Source organism: Pirellulales bacterium (assembly GCA_019694455.1).
Classification (GTDB): Bacteria; Planctomycetota; Planctomycetia; order Pirellulales; family JAEUIK01; genus JAIBBY01.
Map to the genome: position 1 here is coordinate 18,493 of JAIBBY010000051.1, position 15,709 is coordinate 34,201.

Sequence of the window (15,709 nt, forward strand, 5' to 3'; positions counted from 1 at the left end):
CTCGGGATTTTGTGATCGACATGAAAAACGCTTGGACGACTTCGCGAGTTTGGTTGCTGTTGTTGACGTGCTGCGCGCCGCTGACAGTGGGCTGCGCTGAGAGCAATCATCCCGAGTTTTTGCTCAACATGGAGGGGCGAACTCGGCCGGCGACGCTCGACGCGGAGCAATACAAGGCGGAGATGACGCGCGAGCAGACGGTGGTGGATTTGCTGACCGCCGCGTTTGGCACGCCCGACGACCCGTACGTATTGCCCGAGTCGGGGTTGGATTTGAACAAGATTCGCCGCGCAGCGGGACCGGCCTACAGCGACCAAAAGGGATACCAATTCGGCCTGTTTCGTAAGCACTGCGTGCATTGCCATGGGATCACTGGAGACGGCGCGGGACCGACCGCCGCGTTTCTCAATCCCTATCCACGCGATTTTCGCCTGGGGGTGTTCAAGTTCACCTCGACGGCGGCCGGCATGAAACCGACGCACGCCGATCTCAAGCGCACCTTGGTCGACGGCTTAATGGGCACAGCCATGCCATCGTTCGCGTTGCTGCCCGATCATGAAGTTGAGGCGCTCGTCGAGTATGTCAAGTATTTGGCGATTCGCGGGCAGTCCGAGACCTTTATCAACCTAGCGATCGAAGATGAGAGCGTGCCAACCGATCGAGCGGGGTTGTCCGAGTTGGTGTCGGGAGTGGCGACCATGTGGACGGAGGCGGATGGCGCGGTGATTGTTCCCGGCCAGGAGAACCTGCCCCCCTTCAATGCGGCGGATGATAGGGAAGCGTATCTGGCGTCGGTGGAGCGAGGGCGCCAATTGTTCCGCGACGCCAAGACGGCCAACTGCATCAAGTGCCACGGCCCCAATGGGCTGGGAGATGGGGGGGGCGACGATCTGCACGACGATTGGAACAAGATTAAGGCGGATTGGAAAAAGATAAATACTGACGGGCGGATTGAGGACGCATTTGCGTTGCCGATCCAGGAGTTGCGCCCGCGCAACCTGCGATTGGGCATCTATCGGGGCGGTCAGCGACCGGTCGACATCTACCGTCGCATCCACGCGGGCATCAAGGGAACACCAATGCCGGCCGCCGGCAACGTGCTCAAACCAGAACAGATTTGGGACGTGGTGAACTACGTGAAGCAATTGCCTTACGAGGAGAAGTCGGATCCGGCGTACGGCGAGGGACACTTGGCAGGACAATTTTGATCGCAAGTTTTCGAGGCCGGCGAGCAGATCCTCGCGCGGCGACGTGAAGCATTAGGCGCGCCCGACGCGCCGCTATGAGACAGGTGAATCGTGGGTAAGTTTTGGACGCTGCTTTTCTTGCTTGTGCCCATCCTGGGCGTGTTGTGCTTTGCGCTCGCGCCGGGAATGAACTATTGGCTGCCCGAGGACATCTCTGAGCATGGACATCAGATCGACCATCTATTCATGTTTTGCCTGGTGTTGACGGGGGTTGTCTTCGTCGCAACGGAAGCCGTCTTGTGCTGGTTCATGTGGAAGTACGACGCGCAGCACAACAAAGAGGCAGTGAAGTACTCGCACGGCAGTCACAACCTGGAAGTCATCTGGACGATTGTTCCGGCGGCGACGCTGCTGTTCATCGCCATTTATCAGATGAACGCGTGGGCCGACGTGAAGATTCGCGAACCCGACATGCCGGCGACGGTGGAAGTGACTGGCCGGCAATTCGAGTGGCGGATTCGCTACCCGGGACCGGATGGACAGATCGGCACGTTGGACGACATTCACACCGTGAACGACCTACACATTCCGGTGAATGAACAAATTCTGCTCAATCTCAAGTCGATGGACGTGTTGCACGATTTCTTTGTGCCGCACTTGCGCATCAAGCAAGACGCGGTGCCGGGCAACACGATTCCGATGTGGTTCACCGCGCGCAAAAACGGCACGTACGACATTGTATGCGCTGAGTTGTGCGGTTGGGGGCATTACAAGATGAAAGGGCGGCTGACCGTGGAGTCGGCCGAAGACTACAAAGCCTGGCTCGACAAGTTGGCACAGGACCAGAAGGCAACGCAATGAGCACCACGGTCGCCGGATCGCACGCCCACTCGCACGCGCCCAGCCAAGGCATTGGCGCGTTTTTGCGAACCTACGTCTTTTCGCTCGATCACAAGGTGATCGGGATTCAGTTCTTGTTCTCCACGCTGCTGTGGTTCGTGGTGGGGGGACTGTTGGCGCTGGCGGTGCGCTGGCAATTGGCGTGGCCGTGGTCGGACATGCCAATTGTGGGGCGGATGCTGTTCTCGGCGCAGGGAGGGCAGATTTCGCCAGAGTTCTACACCATGCTGTTCACCATGCACGCCACGGTGATGATCTTCTTCGTGATCATTCCGATTCTGGCGGGGGCGTTTGGCAACTTCTTGATTCCGCTGATGATCGGCGCCGATGACATGGCGTTTCCGACCTTGAACATGCTGAGCTACTGGTTCATGTGGCCCGCCTTTGTGGCGATGACCATGAGTTTCTTCGTGGCTGGTGGCGCGTCGGCAGGTGGTTGGACGAATTATCCGCCCCTATCCACAGTTCAATCGGCGTCGCCGGGCAGCCACACCGGCCAGACACTGTGGTTGATCGGGCTGACGTTTGTCGGCGTCTCGTCGATGATGGGCTCGGTCAATTACATGACCACCATCATTCAAATGCGAGCGCCCGGCATGACGATGTTTCGTTTGCCGATGACGATCTGGGGAATGTTCATCACAGCGGTGCTGCAAGCCTTTGCGCTGCCGGTGCTCACGGCCGCAGGCTTCATGCAACTCTGCGACCGATTGCTCGGCACAGGATTCTTCATCCCGGAAGGGTTGTACGTCAACGGCGCCGAGGCGCAGGCCGGCGGCGGACAACCGCTGCTCTGGCAGCACCTGTTTTGGTTCTATTCTCATCCGGCGGTGTACATCATGATTTTGCCGGCGATGGGCATCGTCTCAGACATACTCACCGTGTTCTCGCGCAAGCCACTATTCGGCTACAAGCCAATGATCTACTCGATCTCGGGCATCGCGGGATTGGGCTTCATTGTCTGGGGGCACCACATGTTCATGTCGGGCATGAACCCGGCCTTGGGCATGACGTTCATGGTCTCGACGATGATGATCGCCCTGCCCAGCGCGATTAAGACGTTCAATTGGCTAGGCACGATCTGGGGAGGCAAGATCACCTACAACACGCCAATGCTGTTCGCGCTGTCCTTTGTGTCGATGTTCATCATCGGTGGGCTGTCGGGCATTTTCATGGCGGCCACGCCGGTGGACATCTTCATCCACGACACGTACTTCATCGTGGGGCACATCCATTACGTGCTGTTTGGCGGCACGGCGTTCGCTGTGTTCGGAGCCATCTACTATTGGTTTCCGAAGATGTTCGGTCGCATGATGAACGATAGTTGGGGCAAGGCGCACTTCTTCTTTTCGTTCATCTTTTTCAACGGCACGTTCTTTACGATGCACATCCTCGGGACGGGCGGTTTTCCGCGGCGGTACGCGGACCCGTACCACTTCGAGACGTTTAAGCATTTGCAGTCGATGAACCAGTTCATGACGATCTGCGCGCTCGGTATGGGCGCCGCGCAGATCATCTTTGCCGTGAACTTCTTCTACAGCCTGTTTTTCGGACCTCGCTGCGGACGCAATCCGTGGCGCGCCAACTCGCTGGAATGGTCGGCGCCGAGCCCGCCCGGACACGGCAACTTCGACTCGCAGCCGATCGTCTACCGCGGCCCGTATGAATACAACAATCCCGAGGCGGACGACGACTATTATCCGCAAACCACGCCGCCCCCCGCCACGCACGGCCAGTCACAACCGGCGCCGGCGCTAGCCCACTGATACGAGCGCGATTGCAAGCCCTGTGAATACGACCTCGCCATCCCGACATTCTCCTTGGCCGCATCGGTTGGCGATGGCGCTTGCGCTGACGACCTTTCCGGTGATCTGGGTGGGGGGATTGGTCACCACGTATGAAGCGGGCATGGCGGTGCCCGATTGGCCCAACACCTATGGATACAACCTGCTTTTGTATCCGTGGCAGACCTGGCTGTTTGGCCCCTGGGATCTGTTTGTCGAACATGGCCACCGCTTGTTGGCCTCAACGGCGGGGCTGTTGACCATTGCGCTGGTGATCTCCATTTGGCGCTGCGAGCAGCGGCGGGGGCTGCGCTGGTTGGCGGTGGCTGCACTGGCCGGAGTGTGCCTGCAGGGCGCGCTGGGAGGCATGCGAGTCTTGCTGGACGAGCGCGTGCTGGCCCGATTGCATGGTTGTTTGGGGCCGGCGTTTTTCGCGCTGACGGTGGCGATCGCGCTGTTGACCTCGCGCAACTGGCAGCGCGGCGCCGATCGACAGGTTGACGCCAGCGCCGGCAAGGTACAGCGCTTGGCGCTGTTGACCACGGCGCTAGCGTACTTGCAACTGGTGATCGGCGCGCACTTGCGGCATCCGTCGACCGATTGGGCGCCGAGCGTGTTTCAAACAATTGTTGTTTTTCATTTGGCGGTCGCGGCGGCGATTGCCGCGCACGCTGGCCTGCTCGCGGCGCGCGCGTGGCGCTGGCCGGCGATCTGGCACGGTAGCCTGTGCCTGGCGGCGCTGGTGGCGTTGCAATTGGCGCTGGGCACACTCACTTGGCTGGAGAACTACGGCTGGCCGGCTGGCGCCGAGACCTACCAAGTGGCGGCGGGGCATACGGTGGCGGCGCAAAGCCAAATGCAAACGCTGGTGACCACGGCCCACGTAGCGACCGGCGCGTTGATCGTGGCGGTGGCGCTGGTGGTGACAATGCAATCGTTTCACGAGTTGCGACAAAGCGTTGTGGCGGGCGCTGGCGCGCCGCGGCAGGTTGCGCGCGGCGCTGCGCGGCAACTGGCTGTCGCCGGGAGGATGCTCGCATGACCGCATGGGCCATGGCTTACGTCCGCCGCCACTCGCACGCACTGGCAAAGTCGCGCGATCTTTTGGATTTGACCAAGCCGCGCATCGGGGTGATGGTGCTGTTGACCGTGGCCGCCGGAGTGTGGCTGGCGGGTTGGGGCAACGCGAGTCCGCTGGCGCTATTGCATGCCTTGATCGGCACGGCGCTTGTGGCGGCGAGCGGATGCACGGCCAATGCCTGGCTGGAACAAAAGAGCGACGCGCGGATGCGGCGCACCGCCAATCGGCCGTTGCCGGCCGGACGAATCGCCAGCGGCGAAGCCCTGGTGATGTGCGCGGCGACCATCGTGGCCGGCGTGGGCTACTTGGCCTGGACCTTGGGGACGCAGACGGCGCTCTTGGGTTTGGCGAGTTGGACGATTTATGCGCTCATTTACACTCCGCTCAAAGTCTGCACCATCTACAACACGGCGGTCGGCGCCGTGGCCGGCGCCATGCCGGTGCTGATTGGTTGGTCGGCCGGGGGAGGGCGGATCGACCTGATGGCGGGCACGCTGTTTTTGATCATCTATCTCTGGCAATTTCCGCACTTCATGGCGATCGCCTGGATCTACCGCGACGACTACGCGGCAGGGGGGCTACAGATGTTGCCGTGCGTCGATCCCACCGGGGTGCGAACCGGCGTGCAGGCGGTGAGCGCTGCGCTGATGCTGTTGCCGATCACCTTGATCCCCGCGTTGGTTTATGGCTATAGCCTGACCTACGTGCTGGCGGCGCTGCTTTTGGGCGGGGTCTACATTGCGGGGTCGATTTTATTTCTCGTCCGCCGCGACGACGCCAGCGCACGGTTGTTGCTGCGGGTGTCGCTCGTTTATTTGCCGCTGTTGTTGGGCACTTTAGTGTACATGCCTCTCGTGTAAGAGAACGCGCAGCTAGGAAGTAGCATGGCTCACGCGACCGCAGAACATTCGGATCACGACCACCATCATCTCAAGCTCGAGTATCAGCCCGCGCTGCCGATTCCGAACGGCAAGCTAATCATGTGGCTGTTTCTATCGACGGAGATCATGTTCTTCGCCGCGCTGATCGGCACGTTCATCGTGATCCGCTTTGGCGCGGTGGCGTGGCCGACACAGCATCAGGTGCATTTGAGCGAGCCAATTGGCGCGTTCAACACGTTCGTGCTGATCTGCTCAAGCGTTTCGATCGTGCTGGCGCTGGAGATGGCGCGGGCCAATCGCTCCGGCGCGGCCCGACTGTGGCTGTTGGTCACGCTGGTTCTGGGCAGCTTGTTTCTGGGCGTCAAAGGCTACGAATACCGAGCGAAGTTCAGTCATCTGATCTACCCAGCACAGCCGCGCAGCAACATTCACGAGCGGCCCGACTATTATTATTCGTCGGCCATCCGAGAGAGGGCTGAGGAGATCAAGGCCGCCAGCACGGCGCTGGCCGGCAAGGAAGGCGCGTCGGATGCGGACAAGAAGCTGGCGGAGCAGCGCAGCAAGATTGTCGACGAGTTGATGGCCGGCCCTTTGGCGGCAGCCTCGAACCCAGACGCCACTCGCGCCGACCGACTGGCGATGGCCGAGGCGATCATGCCTTCGCCGGCTCACGGACCCGGCCATACCGTGGCGCCGCACGAGGAGCTGGGAGAGAAAGAGCCGACGGGGCTGAACGATAAATATTCGTGGCTGCGGATGCCGGTGATGATCCCCGGGGGCAACATGTGGGCGAGCACGTACTTTCTGTTGACGGGCTTTCACGCGATTCACGTGCTGGTGGGATTGATTGTGTTCGCCCTGTTCCTGCCGATGACGTTCACCGCCGCTAACGCCGGATCGCTGGAAAACCTGGGCCTGTATTGGCACTTTGTCGATCTGGTGTGGATCTTCCTGTTTCCACTGCTATACCTGTTCTAAGTCATTTTCCTCTCCAGGCTCGCACAGCGAGTCTGGGAATCGGTCTCGCCGCCGCGCGAGGCAGGAGACTTCGAAGTTATGAATCAACACGGCGCCCACGGTCATCAAGCGGATCACGACGATCACGGTGGCTTGGCCAAATACATCTACGTGTTTCTGATGCTGTGCCTGTTGACCACGGCCAGTTTCTGGACCTTCTCGGATTGGCCCATTCGCTGGCCGTTCCATCACCTGCCGGCGGTGGGCTGGTCGTTCATGATGGCCGTGTCTTGCGCCAAGGCGATGTTGGTGATCTTGTTCTTCATGCACGTGAAGTACGAAGCAAGTTGGAAATACGTGCTGACCGTGCCGCCGGGCATCATGGCGGTGTTTCTCGTACTGGCGCTAATTCCGGACATCGGCCTGCGGAACTTCAAGACCTTGGGGGGCAAAGACGTGGCCAGTGAACGGCTGATGCGGATGGCCGAGCCGCAGGACCAGTTCCGCCCCAACACCCCGACCACTCTCGAAGCCGAAGAAGAAGCGGCGGCCGCACATCACGAATAGGCTGGGTAGCCGCAAGCCCATTGGGTACTTGCCCCGGTTTGTGCAATAGCAGCGACGTGGCTGCAAGTTACGCGAGTTGCGTTGGAGGCCGGCGGCTAGCGCGCGTGGGGGCCGATGGCGTACAAGTGCGTTTCACCGCGCAGATAGAGCATTCCCTGGCTAGCGGCGGCGGAAGCGAAGACGTTTTCGCCTAGCTGGTTCTCGGCCACCAGGTCCAACTGGGGTCCTGGGCGGATGATTTTGGTCACGCCGTCGTCCGATGTGAAGTAGACCAAACCTTCGGCGGCAATTGGCGAACTGGAGTAGCGCGTGCCGATGCGCTCCATCCAGGCGCGCTTGCCGGTATCGACCTCAAAGCAGCTTGCCACACCGTTGTCGGCGGTCAGTAGAAAGTAGTCGCCCACCGCGATCGGCGAAGGCACGTACGACGCGCCGCGCGACTCGCGCCATACGATGTGGCTATCGGTGACGTTCCCCTCGCCGTCCGGCCGAATGGCCAGCATGTGCTTATCGGGAAAACCGCAGGTCATAAACAGCAAACCGTGCGCGTCGACGATCGAAGCCACGAACTGCTCGGTGGGCCCGTCGATATACCAGTAAAGGCCGCCCGTGCGCGGATCGTAGCTGGTGACGCTTTTGCTGCCCGAGAGTATGAGTTGGGTGCGACCATCGTATTGGCGGATGATTGGCGTCACGTAGCTGCGGGTCTTGTGTTCGCGCGGGACTTTCCAGACGGTTTTTCCGGTGGCGCGATCGAGGGCGACCAGATACGAATCGCCATCGTGGTCGCCGTTGACGATCACCAGATTTTCGAACAACACGGGGCAACTACAAAAGCCGTGCTTACTGGCGAAGGCGCCGGGGCGCGCGCTCCAGCGCAACTCGCCCGCGTAGTCGTAGGCGGCGACCAACATTTCCGCTTTGTCGAGAAAGGCGACATATACCAGCTCGCCATCGGTGGCGGGGGTGCTGGAGGCGAAGCTATTGAGCGTGTGCTTTTCTTCCAGGGGCGCGGTGAGCACCGTGCGCTGCCACAAGAGTTTGCCGGTGGCGCGATCGAGCGCGCAGAGCGCTCGCTGTTGTTGGTCTTCGATCGCGGTCACAGTAAAGATGCGGTCCTCCCAGATGATGGGGGAGGCGTGCCCCTGGCCAGGCAGTTCGACCTTCCAAACGACATGATCGGCAGACGACCAGCGCGTGGGCAGCCCGGTTTCGTCGCTTGTGCCGTCGCCGCGTGGTCCGCGCCAGCCGGGCCAATTTTCGGCGCGCGCCGCGGAAACGACGAGCGCGATCGCCAGCCACCAACAGGCGAGACGAATACCGATGTTCGTATTCATGATGGGCGCCTTGCAGAGACACATGGTTGACGGCTCACGGCGGTTGATTATCCAGCGAGTCCGGCCAACTCGCAAAGGTTTGCCTGGACAACAGGCTGCGGGCAGCTCCAGACCAGAAAGAAGAGGGCCTCGCGGCAGAGACGGCCTGCCCGATGTTGCCAGGCGTAACCGCTTCCCTTGGCGGCGGCGAGCGCGGCCTGCGAAGCGCGGAGCACCAGGCTGTTAGCGCGGATGCGCGCCTCCTCGGCGGTGCAGCTTGTTTCGCCCGCGGCCAGGGCAAAGAGGTCTCGCTCCAGTTGGTCTCGCTCGGCGCGCAGTTCGTCGGCGGGCTGGCGCAAGTCGCCGCGAGTTTGCGCTTCTTCCTGCAAGATGTCGAGCGACGCGCTGGCTGAGGCAAGCGCCAAGGTGGAGGTTTGCAATCCGCCGGCCTGCGTGGCGCTGATTTGCGACAGCACATTTTCGACCGGTCCGGCCAACAAGTGCTCGCGCGCGAGGCGAACATGGGTGAAATTCACCTGGCCGGTGGCGCTGGCCGAGAGCCCGACGAGCCGCAGCGGGGTTGAAGCCTCGACGCCGCTCAGTCGCGCCGGCACGGCCGCCAGAATTTGCCGACCGTCGTTGAGCGTGGCGCCGGTGACCAGGATGTCCGCATAGGCGCCGCCGGTCACCCAGGGGCTGAAACCATCGAGTATGAATTGGTCGCGATCCTCATGGGCGCGCAGAACGGGGCGCGCGACGTGCTGGCGACTGGTGGTGAGATGCGAGATGCCGACCGTGCAAAAGCTGTCGCCGCGCAAGAGGCCCGGCGCCAGTTTGCGAGCTAATTCGAGATGGCCGCTGGCCGCAATGCGCCGCGCGGCGGCCGACCACTGCGTGGTGATGAAAGTGGTGGTGAGGCAGGCGCGCCCCATCTGGAGATAGGCGGCAAGGATGTCGGCGTCGCTCCAACCTTGCCCGCCGAACTCTGGTGGCAGAAACCAGCTCCACACGCCAAACTCGGCGCACCAAGCCAGTTGCTCGGTGGGCCATTTGGCGCCGGCGTCGATGCCGTCGGCGACCGATTCCAAACGAGCGCAAAACTCGTCCAAAAGCGGATCTTGGGGGGAGCGAATCCAGCGATCGGCGCTGTCGATCATGGCGATGCTTCTCGGTCAGGAGGCGCCGCGACGCGGCGGGTTGACAGCGTCATCGTAGCAGAAGCGGCGAGAATGGCCCGCGAAGCGGAAAAAACGGCGGGCAGAATGACATGCGCGCGATGCGGCGCACGTTGTATAATCTGCCGACCGGATTCCCAATGTTCAGAGGATGGACGCCGATGAGCCAGATTGATGTTGAGCCCGTCACCCGGCTTGACACCTCCAGCCTGACAGGCATGTCGCCCCAATCGCTGTACGACAAGTGCATGGCGCTGGCCCACAACCTGTGGTGGAGCTGGCACCCGGACGTGACGAACCTGTTTCGCGATCTCGATCCGATCCGTTGGCGTCAGCTCGACCACAATCCGATCGCCCTGTTGCACGAGTTCACGCCCGAGCGGCTGGACATGCGGGCGGCGGAGTTGGTGTTGTACAGCCGCATCAACCAGGCGTATCGGCGGCTCAAGGAGTACATGGCAAGCCCCTACACCTGGGGCACCACGCACGCGGGGGTGCTGGGTTCAAAACCGGTGGCGTACTTCTCCGCCGAGTTCGGCATTCACGAGTCGGTGCCGATTTACTCTGGCGGCCTGGGAGTGCTATCGGGCGATCACATCAAAAGCGCGAGCGATCTGGGCGTGCCGCTGATCGCGGTGGGGTTGTTTTACGACCAGGGGTACTTCAAGCAACATCTGAATCACGACGGCTACCAAAACGAAGAGTATTTCGACACCAAGGTGGAGAACATTCCGCTTCTGCCGGCGCGCAACCCGAAAGGGGAGCCGATCACGGTCGAGATTCAAACTCGCACCGGGGCGCTGCTCGCCAAGGTGTGGCTGATGCGCGTGGGACGAGTGAACCTCTACTTGTTGGATTGCGACTTCGAGGCCAACTCGCCGGAAGATCGCGATTTGACGAGCCGGTTATACGGAGGTGATCGGCGGACGCGGGTGCGGCAAGAACTGGTGCTCGGCATTGGCGGCGTGAAAGCGCTCAAGGCGCTGAACATCACGCCGGGCGTTTATCACCTGAACGAAGGGCACAGCAGCTTCGCTCCGTTGGAGGTGATTCGGCAGCGCATGGAAGAGGATGGTCTGAGCTTTGACGAGGCGCTGCGCCAAGTGGCGCAGCACACCGTGTTCACCACGCATACGCCGGTGCCTGCCGGGCACGACCGGTTCGACGGCGGCTTGATCGAAGAACATCTGGGGCCGCTGCGCGAGCAGTTGGGCATCTCGTACGACCAGCTCATGGGACTAGGGCGGGTGGAGCCGCAGAACCACTCTGAGAGCTTTTGCATGACGGTGACGGGGCTCAAGCTGTCGCGCAAGGCGAACGCCGTCAGTTCGCTGCACGGATTTGTGACGCGGCGGATGTGGGCGCACCTGTGGCCGTGGCGCGTGGAAGAAGAGATTCCGATCGGTCATATCACCAACGGCGTGCATCTGCCGTCGTGGCTGGCGCATCAGATGCAGCAGCTTTACGACCGCAATTTTCCGGTCGATTGGATGGCGCACATGGCCGAGGCCGACACCTGGCAGGCGATTTACAAGGTCGATCCGGGCGAGTTGTGGGAAACTCATCAAGCGCTCAAGAACCTGCTATTGGCGTTCGTGCGGCGCCGCGTGAGCCGTCAATGCCGCCGCCGCGGCGAAAGCGACGACGCAGTGGAGGCCGCGCGCAATGTGCTCGACCCCAACATTTTGACAATTGGCTTCGCGCGGCGATTCGCCACCTACAAGCGGGCCGATCTGCTGCTGGCCGACGTGGACCGCTTTGCCAACATGGTCAACAGCGCCGAACGGCCCATTCAGATCATCTTTGCCGGCAAGGCGCATCCGGCGGACGAACCGGGCAAGGAGTTCATTCGTCGCGTAGCCAATCTGCGGCACGATCCGCGGTTCGCCAATCGAGTGACCTTTGTCGAAGACTACGACATCAATGTGTGCCGCCATCTGATCCAAGGCGTCGACGTGTGGTTGAACAATCCACGCCGTCCGTTGGAGGCCTCGGGCACCAGTGGCCAAAAGGCGGTGCTCAATGGCGGGTTGAACCTATCGGTGCTCGATGGCTGGTGGGCGGAGGCCTACAACGGATCGAACGGATTTGCGATTGGGCGCGGAACGAGCCACGTGAGCGACGAGTTGAACGATCGGCGCGACGCCGAAGATTTGTATCGCGTGCTCGAGCAAGAAGTGATTCCGCTGTACTACGATCGCGACATCGACGGTCTGCCGCGCGGCTGGATTCGGAAGATGATGAACTCGATCAGTTCGCTGGCCTGGCGATTCAGCGCGCATCGCATGGTGATGGACTATGTGAACAGCGCCTACCTGCCGGCCGCGGGTGGACTAAGCTGCGACATGAGCGTGCGCTAGCCACTAGGGCGATCGATTCTAGCCGCGTCGGCGCTGGCATTGGTTCGTGGGCGGCGGATTTCTGGCCAATTCGGCGAGCTTTTGCGGGGGCTCTGGTAACCTACACTTGTGGATAGCGCCTCGCCGCGCCTGTAGCACGTCCCTGCCGCGTCGCTTCCCATGAACGTCGAACAGCTTCGCGTTAACGCGCGCCTGGAAGAACAACACTGGTGGTTTGTTGGCCGCCGGCGGATCTTGCGCGCGCTGGTCGAGCGATTGTTGCCGCCAGCCGGCGATCGGCTGGTGATCGACGTCGGCTGTGGCACAGGGGGCAACATCGGCAGCCTGGCGGACGCGTATCAAACGGTGGGCATCGACACTTCTCCGGACGCCGTGGCGCTGGCGCGCGGCCGCTTTCCGCGAACGCGATTCATTCAGGGCGCTGCGCCGGACGACCTGGGCGAACTGGCGGCCGAAGCCAGCTTGTTTTTGGCGACGGACGTGCTGGAACATGTGCGCGACGACTTTCGCCTGCTTTCGTCGCTAGTGGCCGCAGCCTCGCCGGGCGCTTACTTTCTGCTAACCGTGCCGGCTGATCCCGCGCTGTGGAGCGCGCACGACGAGAGTCACTTGCACTTTCGCCGATATGACCAGGCTCGGTTTTGCGCGCTGTGGGAGGGGCTGCCAGCCACCCCGCTCTTGGTGTCGCACTACAACACCTTTTTGCATCGACCCATTCAAGCGGTGCGCTGGTGGAATCAACTTCGCGGACACGCCAGTGGCGAGGCGGGCACCGATTTGTGGCTGCCACGGACGCCGGTGAATAGCGCCTTGACGGCGCTGTACGCCCGTGAGGGCCGACGATTATTGGCGGCGCTGGACTGCGGTGGCGCCGGCTATCGACATGGAGTGAGCTTACTGGCGGTGCTGCGGCGTGAACCGGGGGAGGCGCCGGTGCGCGAGAAGCCGACTAACATCGCGCCCGACCTGTTCGACCCTTATGCGACCAACACGCCGGCGGCCGCATGAGCGTCACGACGCTTGTCATCCCGTGCTACAACGAGGCGCGCCGCCTGCGGCTGAACGCCTTCGCCTCGCACCTGAAAACCGATCGGTCGACGCGATTCTTGTTTGTGGACGACGGCAGCACGGACGAGACTGCCGCCATGCTCGCCGATTTTTGCCGCGAGCGGGGGTCGCAGTGTCGGCTGCTGCGGCTGACACGCAACGGTGGCAAGGCCGAGGCAGTGCGGCAAGGCATGCTGTCGGCGTTGTTCTGGTCCGAAGGGAGATTGGAGGAACCTGCCCGGAAAGCCGCCGCCGCGCTCGTGACCGCGCCGGGAGACGGCGAAGGACCGGCCGAGCGGGCAGAGGGAGAATCGCCGCGCGCGAACCCGCCACGGGGAGAATATGTCGGATTTTGGGACGCCGATCTGGCGACGCCGCTTGCGGCGCTAGCGGAGTTTCGCGAGGTGCTGGATCACGACAAGCGGATCGAATGGGTGTTTGGCTCGCGAATTCGCTTGCTGGGGCGCGCGATCGAGCGGCAACCGCTGCGGCACTATTTGGGACGCGGGTGGGCCACCGCGGTTTCGCTGCTGCTGCGCTTGCCGGTGTACGACACACAATGCGGCGCGAAATTGTTTCGGGCGAACGACGAGTTGCGGAGCGTGCTATCCGATCCGTTCATTTCGCGGTGGGTGTTCGACGTGGAGTTGATTGCGCGGTTGATATGCGCACGGCGACGATGGGGTGGGGCGCCAGCGACGGCGGCCATTTTTGAGTCGCCGCTACGCGAATGGCGCGATGTGGAGGGCTCGAAGGTGCGGCCGCGCGATTTCTGGAAAGGAGCGGTCGATTTGGCGCGCATTTACCGCCATTATCGCCGCTGCCTGCGCGGCGCCGTTGACCATGCCAAAGGGCAAACTTAAGATAAATCGCCTGTTACGGTGGCTGTAGCTCAGTTGGTTAGAGCGCCAGATTGTGGTTCTGGATGTCGAGGGTTCGAATCCCTTCAGCCACCCTGAAAGAGCGCTCGTTGCAAGGCGATTGCAACGGGCGTTTTTTTGTGGCCAGCGCCAGACAGGGCCATGCGCGGCGGGCGATTTTGATGGTGGCGCTTGTCAAGCTGTGAGACTCGGCTACAGTCATTGGCGCACGCCGTGTGCCAATTCGACGCCTCGAAGAGGGTGGCCTGTCATGTCGCGATCGAGTCTTACGCAACTAGCGCAAATCGCCGCGTGTTGGTTGCTATGGTGCGCGGCGTATTGTTGGCAACCGACGCCCGTGGCAGCTCAACTCCGCTCCAACCGCGCTGAACCGGCGCGGCCCGTCAACGGCGCGGAACAGGCAATTCGCGCCGCGGCGCAGGCGTATGCCAAGGCGTACAACGCCGGCGACGCTCGGGCGCTGGCCGCGCTGTGGACCGAAGACGGCGACTACACCGATGAACTGGGCGCCAACTTTCAGGGGCGCGGCGCGATTCAAGAGCATTTCGACCGCATATTCAAAGAGCATTCTGGCGTCCGACTTGAAGTGCGAACCGAAGGGATTCGCTTTTTGGGGCCGGCGGTGGCGATCGAGTCGGGAATCGCCATTGCCACGCCGCCCGAGGGGAGCGCGACCTCGGCGCGCTATACGGCGGTGCAGGTGGAGCGGGACGGCGCCTGGCTACTGGCCAGCGTGCGCGACGCGCCGCACGTCGCCACATCGAACTACGAACATCTGAGCGATCTCGACTGGCTGGTTGGCCAGTGGCGGGCCGACTCTCCCGAGGGCCAACTCAAGGTCAAATACGAGTGGACGGCCAACAAGAACTTTCTGGTGCGCACCTACACGGTTCAGCAAGGAGACCAGTTGCGACGCGCCGGCACGCAGATCATCGGCTGGGATCCGCGCGGCGGGCAGATTGCCTCGTGGCATTTCGACTCCGATGGCGGCTTTGGACAGGATCGTTGGTCGCAGGATGGCCAGCAGTGGTTCATCACCGCTGACGCCGTGCTGCGCGACGGCAGCGAGAGCGTGGCGACCAACATTCTCAAACCACTCGACGCCAATCGATTCACCTGGCATTCGATCGACCGATCGCTAAACAGCGCTCCATTGCCAGACACGGAAGCCATCACGCTGAACCGCGTGGCGGCCGCGCCAGACAACCAACCATCGAATCGGTGACATCCATGCGAACTCATTGGGCGCTTTTGACGTGCGTTGTGATGACCTTGGGCAGTGCTGACCTTGTGCTGGGGCGCGGAGGGGGCGGTTTTCACGGCGGTGGCGGTGGATTTCATGGCGGCGGAGGGGGCTTCGGCGGTGGCAGACCCGGTGGATTTGGCGGAGGAGGGTTTGGCGGTGGCTACGGAGGCGGCAGACCCGGCGGGTATGGCGGGGGTGGTTTTGGCGGCGCGGGGGGGCGGCCGGGAGGTTACGGCGGATTTGAGGGAGGACGGCCCGGCGGCTTTGAAGCGGGTCGACCGGGAGGATTTGGGGTCGAAGCGGGGGGATTTCGGCCACCGTCGTTCG

The 15,709-nt window shown here is 62.1% G+C and carries 14 protein-coding genes and 1 tRNA gene; 13 read left to right on the forward strand and 2 right to left on the reverse strand.

Annotated elements, in window-relative coordinates; genetic code table 11:
* The first annotated feature begins 20 nt into the window (after window positions 1-20).
* From K1X71_17125 to K1X71_17155, 7 genes are all read left to right on the forward strand, one after another.
* A complete protein-coding gene (locus K1X71_17125; GenBank protein ID MBX7074867.1) occupies window positions 21-1,208 on the forward strand; it encodes a cytochrome c in 1,188 nt (395 codons plus the stop codon).
* Between the two features lie 90 nt (window positions 1,209-1,298).
* Complete coding sequence (coxB, locus tag K1X71_17130; GenBank protein MBX7074868.1) at window positions 1,299-2,048, forward strand: cytochrome c oxidase subunit II; 750 nt, start codon at window positions 1,299-1,301, stop codon at window positions 2,046-2,048.
* Window positions 2,045-3,853: a cbb3-type cytochrome c oxidase subunit I gene (locus K1X71_17135; protein ID MBX7074869.1), complete on the forward strand. Its 1,809-nt coding sequence runs from the start codon at window positions 2,045-2,047 to the stop codon at window positions 3,851-3,853. Before coxB ends, K1X71_17135 begins: the two co-directional genes overlap by 4 nt.
* A gap of 22 nt (window positions 3,854-3,875) precedes the next feature.
* The gene (locus K1X71_17140; protein MBX7074870.1) at window positions 3,876-4,913 is read left to right on the forward strand and encodes a COX15/CtaA family protein; all 1,038 of its coding nucleotides are present in this window, start codon (window positions 3,876-3,878) and stop codon (window positions 4,911-4,913) included.
* Entirely contained in the window at window positions 4,910-5,812 is a 903-nt protein-coding gene (gene cyoE, locus K1X71_17145) for a heme o synthase (GenBank protein MBX7074871.1), read from the forward strand. Before K1X71_17140 ends, cyoE begins: the two co-directional genes overlap by 4 nt.
* 24 nt (window positions 5,813-5,836) lie before the next feature.
* Window positions 5,837-6,811 (forward strand): cytochrome c oxidase subunit 3, encoded by a 975-nt coding sequence (locus K1X71_17150; GenBank protein MBX7074872.1) that lies wholly within the window; start codon window positions 5,837-5,839, stop codon window positions 6,809-6,811.
* Between the two features lie 78 nt (window positions 6,812-6,889).
* Window positions 6,890-7,357, forward strand: a complete 468-nt coding sequence (locus K1X71_17155) for a cytochrome C oxidase subunit IV family protein (GenBank protein MBX7074873.1) — start codon at window positions 6,890-6,892, stop codon at window positions 7,355-7,357.
* Window positions 7,358-7,452: 95 nt separating this feature from the next.
* Here the strand turns inward: K1X71_17155 and K1X71_17160 are convergent, their stop codons facing one another.
* Both K1X71_17160 and K1X71_17165 read right to left on the reverse strand, forming a co-directional pair.
* On the reverse strand, window positions 7,453-8,694 hold the full coding sequence (locus K1X71_17160; protein ID MBX7074874.1) for a PQQ-like beta-propeller repeat protein: 1,242 nt from the start codon (window positions 8,692-8,694) through the stop codon (window positions 7,453-7,455).
* Between the two features lie 47 nt (window positions 8,695-8,741).
* Complete coding sequence (locus K1X71_17165; GenBank protein MBX7074875.1) at window positions 8,742-9,830, reverse strand: acyl-CoA/acyl-ACP dehydrogenase; 1,089 nt, start codon at window positions 9,828-9,830, stop codon at window positions 8,742-8,744.
* 179 nt (window positions 9,831-10,009) lie between these two features.
* On the opposite strand from K1X71_17165, the gene glgP reads away from it, so the two are divergent.
* The 6 genes from glgP to K1X71_17195 all read left to right on the forward strand — a co-directional run.
* Window positions 10,010-12,208, forward strand: a complete 2,199-nt coding sequence (gene glgP, locus K1X71_17170; GenBank protein ID MBX7074876.1) for an alpha-glucan family phosphorylase — start codon at window positions 10,010-10,012, stop codon at window positions 12,206-12,208.
* A 159-nt stretch (window positions 12,209-12,367) separates the two neighbouring features.
* On the forward strand, window positions 12,368-13,216 hold the full coding sequence (locus tag K1X71_17175; protein ID MBX7074877.1) for a class I SAM-dependent methyltransferase: 849 nt from the start codon (window positions 12,368-12,370) through the stop codon (window positions 13,214-13,216).
* Window positions 13,213-14,118 (forward strand): glycosyltransferase, encoded by a 906-nt coding sequence (locus K1X71_17180; protein MBX7074878.1) that lies wholly within the window; start codon window positions 13,213-13,215, stop codon window positions 14,116-14,118. The genes K1X71_17175 and K1X71_17180 overlap by 4 nt, the downstream gene beginning before the upstream one ends.
* Before the next feature lie 18 nt (window positions 14,119-14,136).
* Window positions 14,137-14,210, forward strand: a tRNA-His gene (locus K1X71_17185).
* 263 nt (window positions 14,211-14,473) lie between these two features.
* Window positions 14,474-15,361 carry an SgcJ/EcaC family oxidoreductase gene (locus tag K1X71_17190; protein MBX7074879.1) on the forward strand — a complete coding sequence of 296 codons (888 nt, stop codon included), beginning with the start codon at window positions 14,474-14,476 and terminating at the stop codon, window positions 15,359-15,361.
* 5 nt (window positions 15,362-15,366) lie between these two features.
* Window positions 15,367-15,709: hypothetical protein (locus K1X71_17195; GenBank protein ID MBX7074880.1), on the forward strand; the 343-nt coding region annotated here is incomplete at its 3' end.

What these genes read in the sequence shown, in the direction of transcription:
- K1X71_17175 (MBX7074877.1), top strand. Translation starts at nt 12,368, where the DNA reads ATGAACGTCGAACAGCTTCGCGTTAACGCGCGCCTGGAAGAACAACAC.
- K1X71_17125 (MBX7074867.1), top strand. Translation starts at nt 21, where the DNA reads ATGAAAAACGCTTGGACGACTTCGCGAGTTTGGTTGCTGTTGTTGACG.
- cyoE (MBX7074871.1), top strand. Translation starts at nt 4,910, where the DNA reads ATGACCGCATGGGCCATGGCTTACGTCCGCCGCCACTCGCACGCACTG.
- K1X71_17180 (MBX7074878.1), top strand. Translation starts at nt 13,213, where the DNA reads ATGAGCGTCACGACGCTTGTCATCCCGTGCTACAACGAGGCGCGCCGC.
- glgP (MBX7074876.1), top strand. Translation starts at nt 10,010, where the DNA reads ATGAGCCAGATTGATGTTGAGCCCGTCACCCGGCTTGACACCTCCAGC.
- K1X71_17155 (MBX7074873.1), top strand. Translation starts at nt 6,890, where the DNA reads ATGAATCAACACGGCGCCCACGGTCATCAAGCGGATCACGACGATCAC.
- K1X71_17165 (MBX7074875.1), bottom strand. Translation starts at nt 9,830, where the DNA reads ATGATCGACAGCGCCGATCGCTGGATTCGCTCCCCCCAAGATCCGCTT.
- K1X71_17160 (MBX7074874.1), bottom strand. Translation starts at nt 8,694, where the DNA reads ATGAATACGAACATCGGTATTCGTCTCGCCTGTTGGTGGCTGGCGATC.
- K1X71_17150 (MBX7074872.1), top strand. Translation starts at nt 5,837, where the DNA reads ATGGCTCACGCGACCGCAGAACATTCGGATCACGACCACCATCATCTC.
- K1X71_17135 (MBX7074869.1), top strand. Translation starts at nt 2,045, where the DNA reads ATGAGCACCACGGTCGCCGGATCGCACGCCCACTCGCACGCGCCCAGC.